21 protein-coding genes, 2 tRNA genes and 2 rRNA genes (1 of these 25 cut by a window edge) are annotated in these 19,993 nt (G+C 54.7%); 13 read left to right on the top strand and 12 right to left on the bottom strand.

Going from position 1 to position 19,993, the window contains the following annotated elements:
• Positions 1-101: 101 nt before the first annotated feature.
• From AB1F12_RS01795 to AB1F12_RS01775, 5 genes are all read right to left on the bottom strand, one after another.
• Complete coding sequence (locus AB1F12_RS01795) at positions 102-668, bottom strand: hypothetical protein (protein WP_368186145.1); 567 nt, start codon at positions 666-668, stop codon at positions 102-104.
• Positions 669-1,095: 427 nt separating this feature from the next.
• A tRNA-Arg gene (locus AB1F12_RS01790) sits at positions 1,096-1,172 on the bottom strand.
• A 55-nt stretch (positions 1,173-1,227) separates the two neighbouring features.
• Positions 1,228-2,625 carry a sensor histidine kinase gene (locus tag AB1F12_RS01785; RefSeq protein WP_368186143.1) on the bottom strand — a complete coding sequence of 466 codons (1,398 nt, stop codon included), beginning with the start codon at positions 2,623-2,625 and terminating at the stop codon, positions 1,228-1,230.
• Positions 2,626-2,646: 21 nt separating this feature from the next.
• On the bottom strand, positions 2,647-4,065 hold the full coding sequence (locus tag AB1F12_RS01780) for an NAD(P)/FAD-dependent oxidoreductase (RefSeq protein ID WP_368186142.1): 1,419 nt from the start codon (positions 4,063-4,065) through the stop codon (positions 2,647-2,649).
• Between the two features lie 3 nt (positions 4,066-4,068).
• Positions 4,069-4,800 (bottom strand): TVP38/TMEM64 family protein, encoded by a 732-nt coding sequence (locus tag AB1F12_RS01775; protein WP_368186140.1) that lies wholly within the window; start codon positions 4,798-4,800, stop codon positions 4,069-4,071.
• A 301-nt stretch (positions 4,801-5,101) separates the two neighbouring features.
• On the opposite strand from AB1F12_RS01775, the gene rpmH reads away from it, so the two are divergent.
• The 3 genes from rpmH to yidD are packed head-to-tail and all read left to right on the top strand — an operon-like array spanning position 5,102 to position 5,887.
• Positions 5,102-5,236 carry a 50S ribosomal protein L34 gene (rpmH, locus tag AB1F12_RS01770; RefSeq protein WP_007255172.1) on the top strand — a complete coding sequence of 45 codons (135 nt, stop codon included), beginning with the start codon at positions 5,102-5,104 and terminating at the stop codon, positions 5,234-5,236.
• Between the two features lie 52 nt (positions 5,237-5,288).
• On the top strand, positions 5,289-5,669 hold the full coding sequence (rnpA, locus tag AB1F12_RS01765; RefSeq protein WP_368188219.1) for a ribonuclease P protein component: 381 nt from the start codon (positions 5,289-5,291) through the stop codon (positions 5,667-5,669).
• A complete protein-coding gene (yidD, locus tag AB1F12_RS01760) occupies positions 5,666-5,887 on the top strand; it encodes a membrane protein insertion efficiency factor YidD (protein WP_368186139.1) in 222 nt (73 codons plus the stop codon). The genes rnpA and yidD overlap by 4 nt, the downstream gene beginning before the upstream one ends.
• 14 nt (positions 5,888-5,901) lie before the next feature.
• Here yidD and AB1F12_RS01755 read toward each other — a convergent pair whose 3' ends face one another.
• From AB1F12_RS01755 to ubiA, 3 genes are read right to left on the bottom strand one after another with little or no spacing between them, the layout of a single operon-like run.
• Positions 5,902-6,225 carry a hypothetical protein gene (locus tag AB1F12_RS01755; protein WP_368186138.1) on the bottom strand — a complete coding sequence of 108 codons (324 nt, stop codon included), beginning with the start codon at positions 6,223-6,225 and terminating at the stop codon, positions 5,902-5,904.
• Positions 6,212-8,143, bottom strand: a complete 1,932-nt coding sequence (locus AB1F12_RS01750; RefSeq protein ID WP_368186137.1) for an OmpA family protein — start codon at positions 8,141-8,143, stop codon at positions 6,212-6,214. Before AB1F12_RS01750 ends, AB1F12_RS01755 begins: the two co-directional genes overlap by 14 nt.
• A 59-nt stretch (positions 8,144-8,202) precedes the next feature.
• Positions 8,203-9,168: a 4-hydroxybenzoate octaprenyltransferase gene (ubiA, locus tag AB1F12_RS01745; RefSeq protein ID WP_368186135.1), complete on the bottom strand. Its 966-nt coding sequence runs from the start codon at positions 9,166-9,168 to the stop codon at positions 8,203-8,205.
• Between the two features lie 10 nt (positions 9,169-9,178).
• On the opposite strand from ubiA, the gene AB1F12_RS01740 reads away from it, so the two are divergent.
• From AB1F12_RS01740 to AB1F12_RS01715, 6 genes are all read left to right on the top strand, one after another.
• Entirely contained in the window at positions 9,179-9,907 is a 729-nt protein-coding gene (locus AB1F12_RS01740; RefSeq protein ID WP_368186134.1) for a 16S rRNA (uracil(1498)-N(3))-methyltransferase, read from the top strand.
• Positions 9,904-10,755, top strand: a complete 852-nt coding sequence (locus AB1F12_RS01735; RefSeq protein WP_368186132.1) for a GNAT family N-acetyltransferase — start codon at positions 9,904-9,906, stop codon at positions 10,753-10,755. Before AB1F12_RS01740 ends, AB1F12_RS01735 begins: the two co-directional genes overlap by 4 nt.
• A complete protein-coding gene (locus AB1F12_RS01730; protein WP_368186130.1) occupies positions 10,752-11,279 on the top strand; it encodes a hypothetical protein in 528 nt (175 codons plus the stop codon). Before AB1F12_RS01735 ends, AB1F12_RS01730 begins: the two co-directional genes overlap by 4 nt.
• Before the next feature lie 168 nt (positions 11,280-11,447).
• Positions 11,448-12,818: a glutamate--cysteine ligase gene (locus AB1F12_RS01725; protein ID WP_368186129.1), complete on the top strand. Its 1,371-nt coding sequence runs from the start codon at positions 11,448-11,450 to the stop codon at positions 12,816-12,818.
• Between the two features lie 411 nt (positions 12,819-13,229).
• A complete protein-coding gene (locus AB1F12_RS01720; protein ID WP_368186127.1) occupies positions 13,230-13,805 on the top strand; it encodes a TetR/AcrR family transcriptional regulator in 576 nt (191 codons plus the stop codon).
• Between the two features lie 116 nt (positions 13,806-13,921).
• On the top strand, positions 13,922-14,776 hold the full coding sequence (locus tag AB1F12_RS01715; RefSeq protein ID WP_368186126.1) for a hypothetical protein: 855 nt from the start codon (positions 13,922-13,924) through the stop codon (positions 14,774-14,776).
• 187 nt (positions 14,777-14,963) lie between these two features.
• Here AB1F12_RS01715 and AB1F12_RS01710 read toward each other — a convergent pair whose 3' ends face one another.
• Positions 14,964-15,596: a tyrosine-type recombinase/integrase gene (locus AB1F12_RS01710; protein ID WP_368186124.1), complete on the bottom strand. Its 633-nt coding sequence runs from the start codon at positions 15,594-15,596 to the stop codon at positions 14,964-14,966.
• A 296-nt stretch (positions 15,597-15,892) separates the two neighbouring features.
• Between AB1F12_RS01710 and AB1F12_RS01705 the strand changes: the two genes are divergently transcribed.
• The 4 genes from AB1F12_RS01705 (at position 15,893) to AB1F12_RS01690 (ending at position 17,651) form a co-directional block, all read left to right on the top strand.
• Positions 15,893-16,384, top strand: a complete 492-nt coding sequence (locus AB1F12_RS01705; protein ID WP_368186123.1) for a DJ-1/PfpI family protein — start codon at positions 15,893-15,895, stop codon at positions 16,382-16,384.
• Positions 16,385-16,556: 172 nt separating this feature from the next.
• Positions 16,557-16,949 carry a GlxA family transcriptional regulator gene (locus AB1F12_RS01700; RefSeq protein WP_368186122.1) on the top strand — a complete coding sequence of 131 codons (393 nt, stop codon included), beginning with the start codon at positions 16,557-16,559 and terminating at the stop codon, positions 16,947-16,949.
• Positions 16,950-16,966: 17 nt separating this feature from the next.
• A complete protein-coding gene (locus AB1F12_RS01695) occupies positions 16,967-17,098 on the top strand; it encodes a hypothetical protein (protein ID WP_368186121.1) in 132 nt (43 codons plus the stop codon).
• Positions 17,067-17,651 carry a DJ-1/PfpI family protein gene (locus tag AB1F12_RS01690; protein WP_368186120.1) on the top strand — a complete coding sequence of 195 codons (585 nt, stop codon included), beginning with the start codon at positions 17,067-17,069 and terminating at the stop codon, positions 17,649-17,651. The genes AB1F12_RS01695 and AB1F12_RS01690 overlap by 32 nt, the downstream gene beginning before the upstream one ends.
• A gap of 293 nt (positions 17,652-17,944) precedes the next feature.
• On the opposite strand, the gene AB1F12_RS01685 is transcribed toward AB1F12_RS01690, so the two are convergent.
• The 3 genes from AB1F12_RS01685 to AB1F12_RS01675 form a co-directional block, all read right to left on the bottom strand.
• Positions 17,945-18,021 (bottom strand) — tRNA-Met (locus AB1F12_RS01685).
• Between the two features lie 72 nt (positions 18,022-18,093).
• Positions 18,094-18,208, bottom strand: a 5S ribosomal RNA gene (gene rrf, locus AB1F12_RS01680).
• 108 nt (positions 18,209-18,316) lie between these two features.
• Positions 18,317-19,993: ribosomal RNA gene (locus AB1F12_RS01675) — 23S ribosomal RNA — on the bottom strand (it continues 1,153 nt past the right edge of the window).

The raw sequence follows: 19,993 nt of genomic DNA, 5'->3' as shown, positions 1-19,993 counted from the left end.
AAGGAAGTGATCCAGATAGACCTCTCCATCGAACGATAGAACCTCTAACTCAGATCCCACCGCATCGATGGCTATTTTGGCTCCATTGCTGATTATTGGCATTAAATTGAAGAACAGACGTGATGGTTCGATGCCCCGAGACTTGAAGTGTTCCACAGTCTCGCGGACTTGCAAATAATCCAAAATTTCAGAGCCCGTTTCTTCGAAAGCCGGTTTTCTTTGTGTTCCAAAAACTCGACGATATCCGGTAGATAATGTGGCAGACTGCTTTGGCTTTCGGGCTGATAAGCTACGGTCCAGTAACTTTGAGTGCTGCTGATTTGCCCCCTGAAAGCCATTGAAACAAAACCACGAATCCGAGACCCAAGATTGTGATGTCGCGCGTTACGAATGCCGATAAGGGTTCTAGCGCCCGGTTGGTCCATCCAGTCGTATGTATCTCGCGATGCGTCAGCAAGACTGTGATAACACGAAAGGACTTGATAGACAGCACTATCGAGGTTTCCAACTGCTTCATCGAGGTCGACCTTCGCCAAACTCGAGAAGCCGAAAATAGTATCTGGCAATCGACGAAGCGCACGACAAAACTCATCATATGCATAGTTGATCGATCTCATGTTTTCCTGAGCCATTTTCATAACCACAACGCCTACTGCATCAAGCGCCAAACCGATGACGCCTTTCGTTCCATTTGCAAAGCAAAAGTTTCCATCATCTGTCTTGAACGTCCGCTCTCTCGAGTTTTAAGATGCGACCTCGCATCCGCAGCGAACGACCGCAATCCGCCCTTTTCTTTGAACAAGAGCTAGGGGACGTTGTCCCCACGCACCTACAACACAATTAGGCAGGGCCGTGTCCTCGGCTGCGCCTGCGGGCCGCACCTACCCAGTCGAATTGTATTGCACTTGCTACCCCCAACCCTCGCCGGGAGCAGGTTTCAGAGGCAGGCGCGCTAAAGCGCTTTGCTCAAAACCAGCGTTGAAAGGGGAAACATGATCACGAGAAGCAGAACCCGCCAAAGGCAAACCTATGCGTCGAAAATGGAAAGACTCTGTCGCAAAAGGCACAACTATGTGTCGCTTCACAATTGGATAATGGCGCGCTGGGGAGGATTCGAACCCCCGACCCCTTGATTCGTAGTCAAGTACTCTATCCAACTGAGCTACCAGCGCGCGGGGTGTGGCGGATGTAGCCCCCACGGTAATCCATTGCAAGAGCGAAATTGCATTAATCGGAAGGAATTATCATTGCATCGCCTTTGGGCAGGCAAATTGCGAATTCTGTACCGGTTTCATCCGTGCGGCTTAGCTCTAATACGCCGCCATGACCGCGGATCAGCTCTGCTGAAATGGCCAGACCCAGCCCAGACCCGCCTTTGCGAATCCCACCTTGAAAGGGCTGAAACAGAAATTCCTGTGCCTTGGGTGGCAGGCCGGGGCCGGTGTCGCGTATTTTGATCCACCAATTGTCGTCTTCTTCGTAGGCGGACAGGCAGATTTCGCCGGGTTTGCCAGACGCAACGATAGCCTGACGCGCATTGCGGGCCAAATTTGCGACCACACGGAACAATTGTTCTTCGTCGGCGCGCACCAACAAATTGGCCGCAACATCTTCGGAAAAGGACAGGTCATAGTCGCCAACCGCCAGCCGTTCGCTGTCGATCACATCGCTGAACAAATCACTGACCAGCACGCGGGTCAGGCGCGGGGCAGGTTCGTTGACGCTGCCAAAGGCCAGGGTGGATTCGCACAGGTTCACCGCCCGCGTGATCGAGCCGACCAATTTGGGGGCCAGACGTTGGATTGTCGGATCGTCGACCATCTGCATCCGGTCGGTAAACAATTGTGCAGATGTCAGGATGTTGCGCAAATCATGGCTGATTTTGCTGACGGCTTCGCCCAGTTGGGCCAGCCGATCTTTTTGACGTAAGGCACCTGTCAGCGTTTCTTCCATTGTGGCGAGGGCCAGTTCGGCTTCGCGGAGTTCAGTCACGCCAGCGGATGGCATGATGATGCGGCGCGCATCCTCTGGGGCGGCGGCGTAGTGCTGGATTTGATGCACAACCGATTTGATGGGCTTCACCAAAAATGCCCGCACAGCAATAAAGAGCAATGCCGCTGTGAACACGGAAATGACCGCTGACAGGATCAAAATGCGCAGGCCATAATCAATGATTGCCGCCCGCAGACCTGCCGTTTCCATCGTCACTTCGATCAGCAGGCCACCGTCCTGCACCGGATTGCCGATCACGCGGATAATCCGATCTTCGGTATCGACCAGCCGCATCATTGCATCGCGGATCAGCACCCAGGCCGTGGCATCGCGCATATCAAAGGATTTGTGGATCGGCGCGGGGATGGTCGAAGACAGCATCAATTGGCTGATTTCATCACGGCGCAACACCACGTTGAACACCCCAGCATTGCTGAGCAGCTCTGCTTCCAAATCGGCGTCGATCATGTCGTCGGCCAGCAGGGACAATGACGCGATTTGCGCCCGTTCCAGATGCAATAGCAGGTAATCTTCGCGGAACCGCGCCACAGAAGGCACAAAGATCAAGATCTCGGCCAGCATCACAAAGACGGTGGTGAGGATCAGGAACCTTCCGGATAGGGAATTCAGCATGGCGCGTTTCCTTTTCGTGGCTTACGGCAGCCATTTCTGTACAAACCGTACCACTTTTTTCACTTTGTCGCTTTCAAACAGTTTGGGGCTAAAATAGGCGCCCGCTGCGCGTTTGTTAATCTCTGCTACGGTGGGATAGGGCAATACCGTCGCAGCGATGGCAGACATTTTCATATTATTGGCGATGGCCATGGCCCACATGCCGATCAATTCGCCTGCCATGGGCCCAACAATGGACACGCCAACAGGGCGGCCTTTGACCACCATCACCTTGATCAGGCCTTTGTTTTTGCGTTCGGCAATCAGGCGATCATTGTGGTGAAAATCAAACCGCGCCACTTCAAGTTTATCGCCGTATTTGTCCTGCGCTTGCGCCTCGGTCAGGCCCACTTGGGACAGTTCAGGATCCGTGTAGGTCGCCCATGGGATGTGGTCGGTTTTGGCTTTGCTGGGCAGGCCAAACAGGATGGATTTGATGATCACACCCGCATGATAGCCCGCCACATGCGTGAATTGCAGGCCACCCGCCGCGTCGCCGATTGCATAAATTTTGGGGTTGGATACAGACCGCAGGGACGCGTCGACCCCAACGCCGCGTCGGTCAAACTTTACGCCCGCTTTGTGCAGGTCCAGCTTGTCCACGTTGACCTTGCGGCCCACAGCCATCAACAGATGCGACCCGGTGACAGGCCCCTGAGTGGTATGCACCGTGACGTCGCCCGCTTTGCCTGTGACCTTTTCGGCCAGCGCGTCTTCTAAAATTTCGACGCCTTCTGCGCGCAGGTTTTCCAGCACAATGGCGGCCAATTCGTGGTCATCTTTGCCCATCGCCTTGGCCCCTTCGATCACAGTGACCTTGGACCCTAAACGGCGATGCGCCTGTGCCATTTCCATACCGATGGGACCGCCACCAACCACGATCAAATGGTCCGGCTGGTCGCGCAGATCGAAAATGTTTTCGTTGGTATAGACCGGCACATCGTCCAATCCGGGGATCGGCGGCACAAACGGTCCAGACCCGGTGGAAATCACAAACCGGCGCGCGGTGATCGTGTGGTCCCCGGCTTGCACCGTATTATGACCGGTAAAGACGCCATATTCGCGGATCACCCGCACGCCCATGTCTTCGAACCGGTCTTGGCTGTCCATGGGTTCAATGGCGGCGATCACATCGGCCACGTGATCCTTGGCTTTGGCGTAATCCACTTGTGGGGCGACATCGGACACGCCCAATTCAGCACCATGGGACAAAACATGCGCCTGTTTGCCCGCCGCAATCAGAGCCTTGGACGGGACACAGCCAAAGTTCAGGCAATCCCCGCCCATTTTGTGCCCTTCGAGCAGAACCACGTCAGCGCCCATTTGCACGGCCCCTGCCGCAACAGACAAGCCACCAGAGCCTGCACCAATGATGCAGATGTCAGTCTTAATATGGGTCACGGATTACGCTCCTTTGCGGCCGGTCATGGCCTTGATCAGAATGGGTAGGACAGCCAGCACACATAGGCCAAGGATCGGCAACAGGATGTGTGGTTCAAATATGATGCCCAGATTTGGGGTTTCACCACGGGCGAACACTTCGCTCAGGCCGGCACCGACGGATGTATAGACAACCGCGCCGGGGATGATGCCCAGAAAGGTCGAAATGACGAACCGACGCAGGGGCACCTCTAGGAAGGCAGGGATCAGATTGGCGAGAAAGAAAGGAATCGCCGGCACGAGCCGGATCAGAAACAGCATCGACCACTGATTCTCATCAATCCCGTCTTTGATTTTCTTTACCGCCCCTTCGGAGCCTTCCAACTTTGCGCCCAATTTTGCGCCCAGCCCCCAGCGTGCGGCCAGAAAAATCGCCGTCGCACCCAATGTGGCGCCTGTGACATTAAACAGCGCCCCGGGGAAGGTGGCGAACAAAAAACCACCCGTCAGCGTCATCACTGTGGCGCCGGGCAGTGAAAACGCAACCACCACCATATAAAGACCAACAAACGCCATCACCGTCAGCAGATAATTGGCGTCGCGAATGGCCAATAACGCCTCACGATTTTCGCGCAATGCATCGAAGCTTAGGTAATCACGTAGAAAAAACGCGCCCAGCACAGCCACGACTAGGATCGTAATCAGCGGCAGGCGGCGCAGGATCGGATTTGTGGGGCGATCAACCATATCAGTCATTGTCCTGTCCCTTTGGATGTTTTCCATTCTGCACATTACATGGAGGTGACACCGGCAAAGTCCCACCCTGATCACGCGCGGTTGATGGCAAACCGGTGGATGTTTCAGTATTGATAGGCTTGGCACATGAAACTGTAACAATTTATTGCCGCTGAACAGATTTCTTATGGGAATCTCGGCTCAGATGCGTTGACACATTCGGTTGTGGGGCCTAAAGACCGGGTTCGAATTGATCACGGCCTTGATCCAAGCGAATCCTTTGCGCGGAACGGCCCAACGTAATGAATACGGAGACACCGCGATGAAGCGTACGTTCCAGCCGTCCAACCGGGTTCGCAAGAACCGCCACGGTTTCCGCGCCCGCATGGCAACCAAAGCCGGCCGCAAAATCCTGAACAACCGCCGCGCACGCGGTCGGAAGTCGCTGAGCGCGTAAGCGTCGGCGTGTGCGCCCTATGAATGGGACCACACCACAGGACCAAGACAAGATGCAAACCGCCATGGGTCCGCCCGCGGCGGTTTTTGCACGTTTGATTGTGCTCAAGAAACGGTCGGATTTTCTGGCTGCAGCCAAGGCGCGACGCCAAGGCACAACCGGGCTACATCTGCAGGCGCGACGCCGGGATGCGGATGAGGTGGATCACGATCACTGGCGGGTTGGGTTCACCTGTTCCAAAAAGGTCGGCAACGCGGTGGCACGCAATCGCGCCAAACGCCGCCTGCGTGAAATCGCACGGATGGAGCTGACCGTTCACGGCAAACCCGGTTGGGATTACGTGCTGGTCGGGCGCAAAGACCTGACGGCGTCATTGCCCTTGGATCAATTGCGTCACGAATTGCGTCATGCCCTGACGAAAGTGCATACATGACCCCGCTGGCCTATGTCATATCGCTGCCTGTGCGGGCCTATCGGTTGTTGTTTTCACCGTGGGTCGGGCATGGCTGCCGCTATCACCCAACCTGTTCGGCCTATGCCATGGAAGCGTTGCGCAAACATGGTGGGATCAAAGGCAGCTATCTGGCCGCCCGGCGCATTGGCCGCTGCCACCCATGGGGCGGGTCGGGCGTTGATAACGTCCCCGATTAACGGCAGTAGCTAAATTAGCTGTTCTGCCGTTCGATATAGCTGCGCAATTCTTCGGCTTCGTGACGGGCATCCCGCAGACCATCCATCGCCGCACGCAGTTCGGCTTCGGTTTGGGACAGTTGATTGGTCATTTCTGCCTCACGCTGCTGCAAATAGGTGATCGCCTGATCACGTGTTTCCTCAGCTTCGTGCAGGGCTTGGGCCATCCGGTCCAATTCGCCGATCTCAGCTTTGGTCACGCGGGTCAGCCGATTTACCAGCCAGCTGGCAAACCATCCCAGACAGAACGCCACAAACAGGATGATCGCCGTGGCAATGATCAACTCAGTTCTGTTCATCGTTGGTCCCTTCTTCGGCCTCTTGGGCATTGTCTGTCGTTGGGGTGTCCGCGGCATCCGCCAGCGGCGCTTCGATCGCTTCTAGTCCGGTGACGACTTCTTCGACCGGCTCGGGCACGATCAGGCTGAATTCGATCCGGCGATTGGCCTCGCGGCCTTCTTCTGTGTCGTTGTCCGCAATGGGGTCGGCTTCGCCAAACCCTTCGGCGACAAAGGCATTTGTCGGCACGCGGCGCACCCGAAGCGCGGTCAGAACCGCCTCGGCCCGCTGTTTGGACAATTGCTGGTTCATTTCTTCGCGGCCCTGACTGTCGGTATATCCGGCAATGCGAATGCGCAGGTCAGAACAGGCGCGCAGAATTTCGGCAATGTCATCGACCACATCCGTCGCACCTGCGTCAATGGTTGCAGATCCCGGCTCAAAGGTGATTTTGCGGTCCGCCGACACTTGGGTGATTTTTTCGATGCATTCCTCTGGGGATGGCAGCGCCGCAATTGGGTCCAGACGTTCAACATAGGTCACATCGACGCTGAAATTGGCCGCTTCGCCCAATTTGCTGATCAACAGGCGCGAAATGTCTTCGTTGGCGTCGGCATTGCCGGTATTGCCGCGCACCGATAGGTTTGTCGGTTCTACGATCACGGCGCCATCAGCCAAATTCGACAAAGCTTCGATGCCAGCCAAAACGCGGATCGTCCAACTGGCGGGCAAATCTTCGGCCATGCGGGTGCCCATCACCACTTGTGCCCCCGAAAAACTGGCTTTGGCGTAGTTTTCGGCGGTGATGTTCAACAATTCACCACTTACCTTGCCGCGCAGTTGCACCAGCCCCTCTGGGCTGAGTGTGATGGTGAATTGTGGGGGGCCTTCTTCGGTTGCGTCGGGGGTCACCGGCAGGGTCGCATCCACGGCAAACACGTCCGGGACGGCGTTTTCCAATTCGCCAACCACACGGTCAAACACGGCCTGAGGCACGCCTTCTTGGGCGACCAACGTGATGTCGGCATCCGAAATCGTGACCATGCCACCGCCCATTTCGCCCAAAGACGCGACCGACATCGCCACGGCGTCGCCCCATGCGCGTGATGGCACGCCCAGCGCTAAGGTACAGCTTACCTGTCCTTCCAGACCGGCGGCGGTTGCGGCGGCAATAATCTGATCGCGCGCTTGGGCGGTATCCGCGGCACAGGCATCAAACCGGGCCCCGCGATCATCCAGAATAAACCGGGTGGTAAATGGCGAAATGACCGGGCGCGGCGCAGAAATTTCCAGATCCATCGTAATGCGATCCGGGGCATTGCGGCTGAGCATGCTTTCCAATTGGCGCCGTTGATCGGCGCTGTCGGAAATCGCCGTGATTGCAACATGGCCGGGATCAACTGAAATTTTGGATCGCGGCAAATCTTCGAGTGCGCTGAGCGCAAACCCCATCGCGCTGCCCCAGCCCGTGGGCACCGGATAATCCGCCATTTCCAACAGATCAGTCACGGGCAAACCAGCGGCGATTGCCTGAATGCGGGCGTTTAGCGCATCGCGATCTGTATCTGCGGGGATCAACCCGATCAGCGACACGCCACCGTCATTGCGCAGAATTTCCATGGCAAAGGCCGGCGGTTCAATTCCGGCTGTGTCCTGCACGTCCATATTGTCGATCACGCGGCTTGCATCGACCACTTTGCCTGCAATGGTGATGACCCGAAACCGCACCGCTTCGGATGGGGCGTCGCCTTCTAGGATGACTTGCAACCCATCTGCCAGCACACTGACCCAGCCTTGACCTTCATCGGCCAACGCTTCGCGCACCCCAACAACCGAACGTTCCTCAACGCTACCAACAGCGATCCGACCCGCAATGCCAGAGGCAAACGCAGCAATCACGAACGCTGAAAAGGGGATCAGAACAGAAGACAGGCGCATGGCGTCTCGCGTTTAATGAATGTTTCCCTCTCTCTAGGGCCTTGTGGCGCAGGGTTCAATCATAGGAACCATGCAACGGCGAAAAACAGCACAAGAATAAGCCCTGTGTCGCGGTTGGATCTAAACAATTGAACCAGCCGATCCCCGTCATCGGCTTTGAACCGCGACAATTGCCACATCATGTGCATCCCCATCGCCCAAGCACCGCCAACGGCGACAACCAGTGACAGCATGGATCGTTCCGATGTGGCGCTGATGGCGGATAACCCGATGAAAACAACGGCAACCATCAAAAACCGGCGCAACCATTGCGGGGATTTATCACCAAACAAACGCGCCGTGGATTTGACCCCGATCAGGGCATCATCTTCGGTGTCTTGGTGGGCATAGATCGTGTCATAAAACAGCGTCCATGCAATCCCACCCAAATAAAGCGCAATCGCGGGGGCATCCAACCGTCCTGTATGGGCGGTCCAACCAATCAGTGCGCCCCAATTGAACGCCACACCCAAAAACACCTGCGGCCACCACGTGAACCGTTTGGCAAAGGGGTAAATCGCCACCGGGATGATCGACACAAATCCCAGAATGATCGCCGCGCTGTTAAAGCTTAGCAAAATCGCCAACGACACCAGACATTGCACCGCCAGCCAAACCAGCGCGCGTTTGACGCTGACCTGCCCGGACGGAATGGGGCGCGACCGGGTGCGGGCCACTTGGGCGTCGATGTGGCGATCGGTGATGTCATTCCACGTGCAGCCCGCACCGCGCATCAAAAACGCGCCGATAGCACAGCCAACCACGATCCAAAGATCAAATAAACCAAAGGTTTGCGTATAAAGCGCCGCCAGACCAAGGCTCATCCAGCAGGGCAATAACAACAGCCAGGTCCCGATCGGCCGATCCGCGCGCGACAGTCGCAAATAGGGGCGCGACCATGCCGGGGCATGGTGATCCACCCAATTCCCTGAAACTGCGTCAGAAACTTGGCCCTTGGGGCTTGGAATCTCGCTCTTGCCGGTCATATGTTCGCCTATGGCTTCTGTTGTACGACTTTTTGTAGATCACCCGCTGGGGGAAGAGCAAACCGTTCCTTTGGATCGGGATCAGGCACATTACCTGTTTGGGGTGATGCGCATGGCCCGTGGCGAAGAATTGTTGCTGTTTAACGGCATTGACGGGGAATGGCGCGTCACAGTGACCGAGGCAGGCAAACGCGGCGGGGTTCTGACCTGTCTGGAACAAACCCGCCCCTTGCAGCGCCCCCCTGATTTGTGGCTGTTTTTTGCACCGATCAAAAAGGCACGCACGGATTTTATCGTCGAAAAGGCCGCTGAAATGGGCGCGGCGCGGATTTGTCCGATCTCGACCGATTTTACCAATTCCGATCGTATCCGGCAGGATCGCCTGCAGGCCCACGCGGTTGAGGCCGCCGAACAATGCGGTGGCACATATGTGCCCGAAGTCATGCCATTGCAGAAACTGTCACAGGTTTTGGACAAATGGCCTGACGAGCGGCAATTGATGTTTTGTGACGAAGCGTTGGTCGGCCATGCCAGCACGCCGCCCTCGGCAAGATTACGCGCGCAGCCATGGGCCATTTTGATCGGTCCCGAAGGCGGGTTTTCCGAAGCTGAACGTGTGCGTCTGCGCACTCAGGATTATGCGCATCGCATCAGCCTTGGACCGCGCATTTTACGTGCAGATACGGCGGCTGTTGCGGCCATGACCCTCTGGCAGCAGCAATTCGGGGATTGGGGATGACCCAATTCAGGCCCGCGCGTCTGAGCGATCAGCCCGCCCTAGAGGCGTTTTTGGTCGCCCATATCGAAACGTCGGTGTTTTTGCTGTTAAATTTGCGTGATCACGGTCCGCTTGGCGGCACCCATCCGCGCGCCATGCGGTATTTCATCCGCGAGGTCGGGGCGGACATCACCGGGTGTTTCGGGATTTCCACCACCGGGATGATCATGCCGCAATTGCCCGGTCCCACGGATTGGCAGGCAGTTGCATCCCTGCTGATCGGGCAGCATATCGAAGGGGTGATCGGGCAGGCGGACCAATGCGCGGCCTTGTTGGCTGCAACCCATTTAACCCACGCCCCGACCAACCTGGCTAGCCGCGAAAAGCTATATGCGCTGGACTTGTGTGACCTGATTGTGCCGGACCACCCCGGTCATATCGTCCCGCTGGACATCACCATGCGCGACGTTGCGGTCCCATGGCGCGCCGCCTATCAGACAGAGGCATTAGGCACCCCCCAAGATCAGGCCTATCCCCGTGCAATGGACGAAATCGACGCCTATATCATCGCCGGGTCCCACCAGATGTTGATCCAAAACGGCGCCTGTGTTGCGATGACCGGATTTAACGCGCAATTGCCTGAATTGGTGCAAATCGGGGGCGTCTTTACCCCGCCCGAACAACGCAGTCAGGGTCATGCCCGCCGCGCAGTTGCCCTGCATTTGCAACAGGCCGCCGCCCAAGGCGTGCCGCGTTCCGTGCTATTTGCCGCCAACACGGCAGCTGAAAAAGCGTATGAATCCATCGGGTTCAAACATATCGGCCATTTCAGCATCACATTGTTCACCAATCCAGAGGTCCTGACATGAGCCTGATCCGCCCAGAAGCCCGCGCTACCCTGTGGAATTGGCGCGAAGTGATCCTCGCCGTTGCGATTGGCCTGATGGGGCTGCGATGGGGGCTGTGGTCGTTTGGGATCCTACAGGGGCTTGGCTGGCTCTTGGTGCTGATCGCCTGCGCATTGGGTTTTGCGGGAATACAACGTTTGCGGTTCCGCCAAGGTGGCGGAGGTGCAGGTGTCGTGACAATTGATGAACGACGGTTGGTCTATTTTGGGCCGCATTCTGGCGGTGCGCAGGATTTGGACACATTGGCGCGGCTCGACCTGATGCCGCGCGGCCAACTTGCTGCGCAATGGGTTTTAACAGCCGAAAACGGTGAAATCCTGTCGATTCCCGTCGATGCAGAAGGCGCAGATGCCTTATTTGACCTGTTTGTCGCACTGCCCAATATCCGCACAGAACCGATGCTGGCCGCGTTAAAAGAAAACCCAGACCAAACCGTCAATATCTGGATGTCCGGGCAATCCGAAACCGTCCGGCGGCTGCACTAATCCACTGTTTTCAAACGATAACGGAATTCAATCACGAAAACGCTACCAACCAGAGGCCATATTCGCAAAGCGTCACGCATTGACATGGGCGTTTTCTGGCTTCACGTGTTGGCGTCTAGGAACCCAAATGCGCGCACCCGTCGGGTCGCAAATCAAAGGAAACGTCTCATGTCCATTCCACAATCCGGTGGCGGCCCCATTGAGCGGCACGAACAATTGGCTGAATATCTGGCCGATGGATGTAAACCCAAAGAAGACTGGCGCATTGGCACCGAGCACGAAAAATTTGGCTATTGCAAAGACACGCTGAAACCTCTGCCTTACGAAGGCGCGCGGTCCATTCAGGCCGTTCTAGAAGGGTTGCGGGATCGCCACGGCTGGTCGCCCGTGCTGGAAGCCGACAAATTGATCGGTCTGGAAAAGGACGGCGCAAATGTCAGTCTGGAACCGGGCGGCGCGTTGGAATTGTCGGGTGCTCCGTTGGAAACGATCCACGAAACCTGTGATGAAGTGAACGTGCATCTGCGCGAAGTCAAAGATATCGCTGATGAAATTGGCGTTGGTTTCATCGGGCTGGGCGCGGCTCCGATCTGGACCCATGATCAGATGCCATTGATGCCCAAGGGCCGCTACACCCTGATGAACGATTACATGGGCAAAGTTGGCACGATGGGCCGGTCCATGATGCGCCGCACCTGTACCGTTCAGGTCAACATCGATTTCGGATCCGAGGCAGACATGGTGCAAAAACTGCGCGTCGCCTTGGCGCTGCAACCTGTTGCCACGGCCCTGTTTGCCAATTCGCCATTCTTTGAGGGCAAACCAAACGGTCATAAATCATGGCGGTCCCGCATCTGGCGGGATCTGGATGATGCCCGCACCGGCATGTTGCCCTTTGTTTTCGAAGAAGGCTTTGGATTTGAGCGGTACGTTCAATATGCGCTCGATGTGCCGATGTATTTTGTCTATCGCGATGGCAAATATATCAATGCGTTGGGTCAAAGTTTCCGTGACTTTTTGCAGGGCAAACTGCCCGCATTGCCCGGTGAAACGCCCACCTTGTCGGATTGGGCCGATCATCTGACGACCGCCTTTCCTGAGGCGCGGATCAAGAAATATATGGAAATGCGTGGCGCAGATGGTGGCCCATGGCGTCGTCTTTGTGCGCTGCCTGCGTTCTGGGTTGGCCTGACCTATGATCAATCGTCGCTAGATGCGGCCTGGGATTTGGTCAAAGGTTGGGATGCAGAAACCCGCGAAGCCCTGCGCGTGGCCGCGTCTGTCGATGCGTTGCAGGCCGAGGTTGGCAAAATCAAAATGCACGATTTGGCCCGCGAAGTGGTCGCCATTTCTGAAGCTGGGTTAAAATCCCGTGCCCGCCCCGGCGCGGGTGGCTTGATCCCGGATGAAACCCATTTCCTGAACGCATTAAAGGAAAGTCTGGATTCAGGCAAAACCCCAGCGGACGAATTGATGGACCGCTACAACGGGGACTGGAACGGCGACCTGAGCCGCATTTACGGCGATTACAGCTATTAAACTGCGATTGTAGGACACTCAATTCCCAGCGCTGCGCCTGTCCAAACCGGATCAAGGCGCAGCGACCGGGCATTTTGGTTTAGACCAAACCTTGGATACACAGCGCCGATGCCTGCATTGCGGGACTAGATGCCTTCAACGCTAAGTCCAGCGTGTCGGTCACATTTTCAGCCCGCATGACCAATTGGGAGTCGACAATAGTTTTGAGGCCACGCTGAAATCCCCGATGTAATCGACGGCTGAATCGGTCAGGCACAATTGATATGTGATTTAGAAAGCGCGCACCGCAGCAGAACGAGACAGTGTAGTTGCTTGATGCAAAAGCTCCAAAGACCTTCTAACCTGTTCTGGCCTTATGCCAGCATCAGTCCTAATGTGAAGCCCCTCACCATGACGCTAGCGACTGGACCTATGGCTAAACGGAAAACCGGAGACAAGTTAGGCGATATCCGTGCTGCAACCATTGCTGAGGTCGTTGTCTCTGGCTCATCTGCGGCGTCTGTGAACGCTATCGCAAAACGCGCTGGTCTCGCTGTGGGAACAATATACAGATATTATGACAGCAAAGATCAGCTTTTGCGAGCGACCTATATGGCGATCAAAGGTGAAATTCACCAGTCCATGATTGACGCGGCGGATAATGTGACGGACTCGAAAGCGAAAGTTCAGTCGATGTGGTTCGCCAACCTGCATTTTGCGCACAAGGAGCCAAAGTCGTTCCTGTTCGCGGAACTGATTGTAAACGATACGATCTTAACCTTGGAAGATCGTGAGAAGATTGCGCAAATGGCGCATGACATTCGCACCGTCATTGAAACAGCCATCAGCGATGGGGTGATACGTGACATAACATTAGATTCGATTATGACAGTTTTGTCTGCGCCAGTAATGCAGCTTGGTAGGGCCACTGCACTTAGCGGAGAAGCGCCAGATCCTGCCCGCTCCGCTGAGATTTTCTCTTTGTGCTGGCGGGCCATCGAAGCTTGATCTATAAAATGAGCAATGGTTCATTTTAGATAAGTCAGGGATACACCGTGCGTAAGTCAACAGTCCTTCTATCCGGATTTCTCTTTGTCGGTTCTGTCACACAAGGATTTGCACAGATGACACAAGACGAAATTCGCCACGGCTTTCAGGAACACGCAGCACTCGCACAATATCATCGTTGGTATCAGTTCTACGAGCGACCACAGGGTGGCATTGCAAATGCGATTGATATTCTGAGCGAAGACGTCGTGGTGACGTCAGGGCTAGGCACGGCTAACGGGCATGATGATTATGCAGCGCGCGTGACTCAGCTACCCGATACTTGGCAAAACGCCCATCATGTCCAATCGACCGAGATTGCGCATGGCGAAAATGGTGCGATGACGCTGACTGCGCAAATCGTGTACCAAAACCAAGGGATGCTACCCGATGAGGCGGTGCGACAAGCTGAACTGAGCTACACAGTCGAATTGGTCCAAGGCGCAACTGTGCTGCCGCTTCTGTCAAACGTGCTGATCGAGCAGAATAGTGAATCCACAGGTGAGACGTTTAAAGACGCCTATGCCGAAAACCGGATGCTTAGTCTTGTCCATTACTGGTTGGCTCTGATTGAGGACCCGTCCAGAAACCCCGAACCCGTGCGTGAAATTCTTGCTGACGAATTTTCTCTAAACTTCTCAAGTGGTGCGATCACCGACTTTGATGGGTTCAAGGAATGGCTTGCAGGACCAGGTTCTCAGGTCGTTGCTAGTACACATGTCATAAGTAATTTTACCGCTACAGAAACAGCAGCCCACACCTATGCGGTGACTGTTGATTTTGACTGGGCGGGCATCGTGCCGGATGGGTCCGAACTGGTTGCCAAGACCCGTCATAGCTGGACCGTTGAAAACGATCCGACTGAACGCTTTGCACGCATCAAGACAGTCGACGTTGAAGTCTTGGAACCGTTTCGCCCGCGCAGCAACTGAACCTCTTAAGCCAAAGCAGACATTCAGACGAATATGATCAACTGCAACTTCGTCCGCGTTCCTGACCTCGGCCTAGGTATTGTTTTCGCGCTCGCGGCGATTGATCGGTTCGGTGAGGCTGCGCTGTGGCGTGTATTGACGCGATGAATGTCCGGAAAGGGCCGTCCATATCGAACGGCCCAAACGCTTATATTTCAATAGCTTCCGCGATTGCCATGGCGTCTTCAAGTTCGACGCCAAGATATCGCACGTTACTGTCCATTTTGGTGTGACCCAGCAGAAGCTGAACGGCACGCAGGTTGCCCGTCTTCTTATAGATCTGGGTGACCTTTGTGCGTCGCATTGAATGGGTGCCGTAAGCAGTTACCTCCAGCCCAATCGACGACACCCAGTCCCGCACGATACGGGCGTACTGGCGCGTTGAAATATGAAGGCGCTCGTGGAAGCGTCCCGGCCAGAGAAATTCGGACCCGACCATCAGCGGATCTTTCATCCACGTCGCGACCGATGCCCGTGTGCCCTCCGAGATTTCAAACCGAACCGGTTTTTGGGTTTTGCTTTGCAGAACGGATGCGCGGGCTTTGATCTGCCCAGACGCCATGACATCAACGACTTTAATCCGGACGAGGTCGCAGCCACGCAACTTGCTGTCGATTGCCATGTTGAACAAAGCCAGATCGCGATGGTTCTCGGCCAATTCGAGCCGAACGCGGATGGCCCAGACATGTTTGGGCTGCAGCGGGAGCTTTTGGCCGACGATGAGACCCTTGTTCCAAGCTGGACGAAGTGCGCGAATGGCCGGTAAATTCGGTGTTTGCATGGTAGATTCTCCGATCCACCATTCCCTCCCATAGCGACAACCAGACGTTGACAGCGCTTTATATCACAAGATCTGCAAAAGCAGCGAATGCCCGGTTTGAGCCCTAACAGCCGAATTTTTGTATTGCAGCCAATGTCTGCATCGGTCTGAGTGAGAAACAACTAATCATCAGCTGATGGTCAAATCTTAACATCGCTGGGAACGTGGCGATGACGTTTTCAGTATAAAAACCAGTTTAACCTAAATTCACGTTGTTCCCTGTTGATCTCGTGTTTCATCTTGGCGGAAAATGACGGTTGCGCGTCATTGCAGCCAAGACAAACTGTAGCGATACTTTCGCAATGCAATTCGTTGATAAAACCAGCACCCGTACTCCTAACCAGCCCAAACGGGTTGTGATGTTGACTTTTGACGGTGCCAGCTCGCTGGACACAATTGGGCCGGTGGATGTGCTCGCTGGCGCAAAAATGGCTCTTCAAGCACCGGATCCGGTGTACCAGGTTGAGATGTTTTCACTGGGCGGCGGACTGGTGTCTACAAGCCCGGCACAATTGAAAATCGACACATTGGCTCTTGGAGATTTGAACAATGGTCCCATCGATATTCTGATGATTTCAGGAGGGGAAAGTGCCGTTGAAATTTATCAAACCCCCGAAATGTGCAGTGCCGTTCGAATGTTGTCTCAGCGCGCCAATTGTGTGGCGAGCATTTGCACCGGAGCGTTCATACTTGCCTCCGCAGGTCTGTTAAAAAAACCGCAAAGCCACAACCCATTGGTACTGGTCTGAAAAACTCGCGCGCGATTTTCCTGATATTCAGCTCGATGCGGATAAGATCTTTGTGCAAGACGGGAATGTTTTTTCCTCCGCGGGAATAACGGCGGGCATAGATCTTGCTTTGGCTTTTATAGAACGGGACTTTGGGGCCGAGATAGCACTTTCGGTTGCCCAGATGTGGGTGATGTTTCTTAAACGTCCCGGTGGGCAGTCTCAGTTTAGCTCTTTCTTGCCGCCCAGCGAGGCTGCAACCGATGCAATCGGCAAAACCCTTATCTGGGCTCATAATCATCTGGACAAAGATCTGAACGTCGAAGCATTGGCAGATCGGAGCGCAATGAGCCCTCGGAATTTTGCACGTCGGTTTGTCGAAAAGGTTGGTGATACACCTTCCAAATACATTGAAAAAATGCGTGTACGCGCCGCCAAATCCTATCTTGAAACAACGGATATGCCGATCGATCTGATCGCCTCTGCGACGGGCTTTCAAAACGCAGATCGGATGCGCCGCAGTTTCAACCGTACCCTCAACGTCAACCCTCAGGAATACCGCGAACGCTTTCGCATTCAAAACTGAAACCAAAGGAAAAACTGATGTCAGATGCCCCTAAGAAAGTTGGAATCTACATATTCGAGAATATGACAATGATCGATGGCTATGCGCCGCTGCAATTCTTCGCCATGACACCGGGAATTGAGGTGTTCACTTTCGCAAAAAACCTCTGAACCCTTGCTTTGTTACTCGAGTGTTTATCTAACGCCGCAATATGGTTTTGATGATTGCCCCGATATTGACGTGCTGGTTGTTGCTGGCGGCGGCAATGTGCTGGCTCAAATTCAAGACCAAGACGTCATCAATTTTTTGCGCAAAGCAGGTGAAAACGCGGATTATGTCACATCAGTTTGCACGGGTTCGTTGATATTGGCCGAAACTGGTTTGCTGGACGGTCACAAAGCAGCAACGCATTGGGCATTTACCGAAGTGATGGCCAACTTCCCCAATGCTGAACAAGTGGACGAACGTATTTGCATTTCGGGCAATCGCATTACGGGCGGTGGCATGACGGCCGGTCTTGATTTTGCCTTGACCATCGTTGCCCAAGTGATCGGGGAACCTGTGGCACATACCATGCAACTTTTGTTGGAATACCGCCCTGCGCCCCCCTTCAATTCGGGCGGCCCTGAAACCGCACCTGAGTTTGCAGTTGAAACCGTCCGTGGTCAAGTTGGCCAACTGGCTGGTGATCTATTCGAATACACAAAAGCAAAGGCAGCCTAAACCATGACCAGAACAGAAGATACAATCGCGGTTGTGCCGCAGCGTTCCAGATCACCGGCCAAGGTCCGAATTGGGCCGTTCGCGTGACTTTGCAAAGGGTACCAGTTGCACATAGCCGCTGTTGGTGAGGTTCACCGCGCATGTCTTGTTTCGCAGCTTACCCTTCTTTCTGCACCTTTTCCGTAGCACTGTTGTAGCACTGTGATTTAGGGTACAAACGCGAATGCCGCCCTAAGGGGCGTTTAAGGTGTTGAATGTAATAATAAGGTGTTGAATGTAATAAGATTATTCATTGGTTGCGGGAGTAGGATTTGAACCTACGACCTTCAGGTTATGAGCCTGACGAGCTACCGGGCTGCTCCATCCCGCGCCAAGGATGTATTCCCCAGGGTGTTTGATTGGGGATTTTGATATCGTTTAGAGAGAATTTGTTCTTTTCTAGGTTTGGCGGTGACTTACTCTCCCACACCTTAAGATGCAGTACCATCAGCGCAACGGTGCTTAACGGCCGGGTTCGGAATGGAGCCGGGTGTTTCACTCGTGCTATGACCACCAAACCAAGGAAAGAACACGGGCGACTTTTTGGTCGCCCTTAACATCAGTTCCAAGTTTCGTACATTGTTTGTGTATGCTTTTGTCCGAGTAATGCCTTGCTATTACTGGATCAAATCAAGCCTATCGGACCATTAGTACCAGTCAACTGAACGCCTTACAGCGCTTACATCTCTGGCCTATCGACGAGGTAGTCTACCTCGGTCCTCAGGGATACCTTGTTTTGAGGGGGGCTTCCCGCTTAGATGCCTTCAGCGGTTATCCTGTCCGTTCATAGCTACCCAGCACTGCCGTTGGCACGACAACTGGTCCACCAGTGGAACGTTCACCCCGGTCCTCTCGTACTAGGGGCAACTCCTCTCAAGTATCCTACACCCACGGCAGATAGGGACCGAACTGTCTCACGACGTTCTAAACCCAGCTCACGTACCTCTTTAAATGGCGAACAGCCATACCCTTGGGACCTGCTCCAGCCCCAGGATGAGATGAGCCGACATCGAGGTGCCAAACGGTGCCGTCGATATGGACTCTTGGGCACCATCAGCCTGTTATCCCCGGCGTACCTTTTATCCGTTGAGCGATGGCCCTTCCACTCGGGACCACCGGATCACTATGACCGACTTTCGTCTCTGCTCGACTTGTCAGTCTCGCAGTCAGGCTGGCTTCTGCCATTGCACTCAACGACCGATTTCCGACCGGTCTGAGCCAACCTTCGCGCGCCTCCGTTACTATTTAGGAGGCGACCGCCCCAGTCAAACTACCCGCCACGCATGGTCCCGGATCCGGATAACGGACCGCGGTTAGACATCAAGCAGAATAAGGGTGGTATCTCAAGGGAGGCTCCACAGAAACTAGCGTTCCTGCTTCAAAGCCCACCACCTATCCTGCACATATTGTGCCTGATGCCAGTGCGAAGCTGTAGTAAAGGTGCACGGGGTCTTTCCGTCTAACCGCGGGAAGCCTGCATCTTGACAGGCAATTCAATTTCGCTGAGTCTATGTTGGAGACAGCGGGGAAGTCGTTACGCCATTCGTGCAGGTCGGAACTTACCCGACAAGGAATTTCGCTACCTTAGGACCGTTATAGTTACGGCCGCCGTTTACCTGGGCTTCAATTCGGAGCTTGCACTCCTCCTTTTAACCTTCAGGCACCGGGCAGGCGTCAGACCCTATACGTCGTCTTGCGACTTCGCAGAGCCCTGTGTTTTTAGTAAACAGTCGCCACCCCCTGGTTTGTGCCCCCAGCTTCCAGTTGCCTAGAAACCGGGCCTCCTTCTCGCGAACTTACGGAGGTATTTTGCCGAGTTCCTTCAACATAGTTCTCTCAAGCGCCTTGGTATTCTCTACCAGTCCACCTGTGTCGGTTTAGGGTACGATCTCATGTAGGGCTATTTCCAGGAACCTCTCAGCAGCCCATTCAATCCGATAAGGATGAACTACCTTCGAGATCCGTCACGTCCTACTGGCTCAGGAATATTAACCTGATTCCCATCGACTACGCCTTTCGGCCTCGCCTTAGGGGTCGGCTTACCCTGCTCAGATTAGCTTTAAGCAGGAACCCTTGGACTTTCGGCGACAGGGTCTCTCACCCTGTTTGTCGCTACTCATGTCATCATTCTCACTAGTGATCTCTCCACCGGATGGCTCACGCCCCGGCTTCATCGAAAGCTCCTTGCGTCCAACACCTTCCGAAGAAGGTTAAAGACGCATGGAACTATGTCACACTACGCTCTGCTACCATGCAATAAATTGCATCCTAGACTTCGGCTCATGGCTTGAGCCCCGTTACAT

The sequence above is a fragment of the Aestuariibius sp. HNIBRBA575 genome, assembly GCF_040932005.1.
Lineage (GTDB): Bacteria > Pseudomonadota > Alphaproteobacteria > Rhodobacterales > Rhodobacteraceae > CANLNM01.
The sequence above is the reverse complement of the archived record's forward strand: the minus strand, read 5'-3'. Positions and strand labels throughout refer to the sequence as shown.

Coding starts and splice junctions, on each gene's coding strand:
- AB1F12_RS01785 (WP_368186143.1), bottom strand. CDS start 2,625: ATGCTGAATTCCCTATCCGGAAGGTTCCTGATCCTCACCACCGTCTTT.
- AB1F12_RS01735 (WP_368186132.1), top strand. CDS start 9,904: ATGACCCAATTCAGGCCCGCGCGTCTGAGCGATCAGCCCGCCCTAGAG.
- AB1F12_RS01775 (WP_368186140.1), bottom strand. CDS start 4,800: ATGACTGATATGGTTGATCGCCCCACAAATCCGATCCTGCGCCGCCTG.
- AB1F12_RS01725 (WP_368186129.1), top strand. CDS start 11,448: ATGTCCATTCCACAATCCGGTGGCGGCCCCATTGAGCGGCACGAACAA.
- AB1F12_RS01755 (WP_368186138.1), bottom strand. CDS start 6,225: ATGAACAGAACTGAGTTGATCATTGCCACGGCGATCATCCTGTTTGTG.
- AB1F12_RS01720 (WP_368186127.1), top strand. CDS start 13,230: ATGGCTAAACGGAAAACCGGAGACAAGTTAGGCGATATCCGTGCTGCA.
- ubiA (WP_368186135.1), bottom strand. CDS start 9,168: ATGACCGGCAAGAGCGAGATTCCAAGCCCCAAGGGCCAAGTTTCTGAC.
- AB1F12_RS01715 (WP_368186126.1), top strand. CDS start 13,922: ATGACACAAGACGAAATTCGCCACGGCTTTCAGGAACACGCAGCACTC.
- AB1F12_RS01740 (WP_368186134.1), top strand. CDS start 9,179: ATGGCTTCTGTTGTACGACTTTTTGTAGATCACCCGCTGGGGGAAGAG.
- AB1F12_RS01695 (WP_368186121.1), top strand. CDS start 16,967: ATGTCAGATGCCCCTAAGAAAGTTGGAATCTACATATTCGAGAATATG.
- AB1F12_RS01700 (WP_368186122.1), top strand. CDS start 16,557: ATGTTTCTTAAACGTCCCGGTGGGCAGTCTCAGTTTAGCTCTTTCTTG.
- AB1F12_RS01730 (WP_368186130.1), top strand. CDS start 10,752: ATGAGCCTGATCCGCCCAGAAGCCCGCGCTACCCTGTGGAATTGGCGC.
- rnpA (WP_368188219.1), top strand. CDS start 5,289: ATGCAAACCGCCATGGGTCCGCCCGCGGCGGTTTTTGCACGTTTGATT.
- yidD (WP_368186139.1), top strand. CDS start 5,666: ATGACCCCGCTGGCCTATGTCATATCGCTGCCTGTGCGGGCCTATCGG.
- rpmH (WP_007255172.1), top strand. CDS start 5,102: ATGAAGCGTACGTTCCAGCCGTCCAACCGGGTTCGCAAGAACCGCCAC.
- AB1F12_RS01710 (WP_368186124.1), bottom strand. CDS start 15,596: ATGCAAACACCGAATTTACCGGCCATTCGCGCACTTCGTCCAGCTTGG.
- AB1F12_RS01750 (WP_368186137.1), bottom strand. CDS start 8,143: ATGCGCCTGTCTTCTGTTCTGATCCCCTTTTCAGCGTTCGTGATTGCT.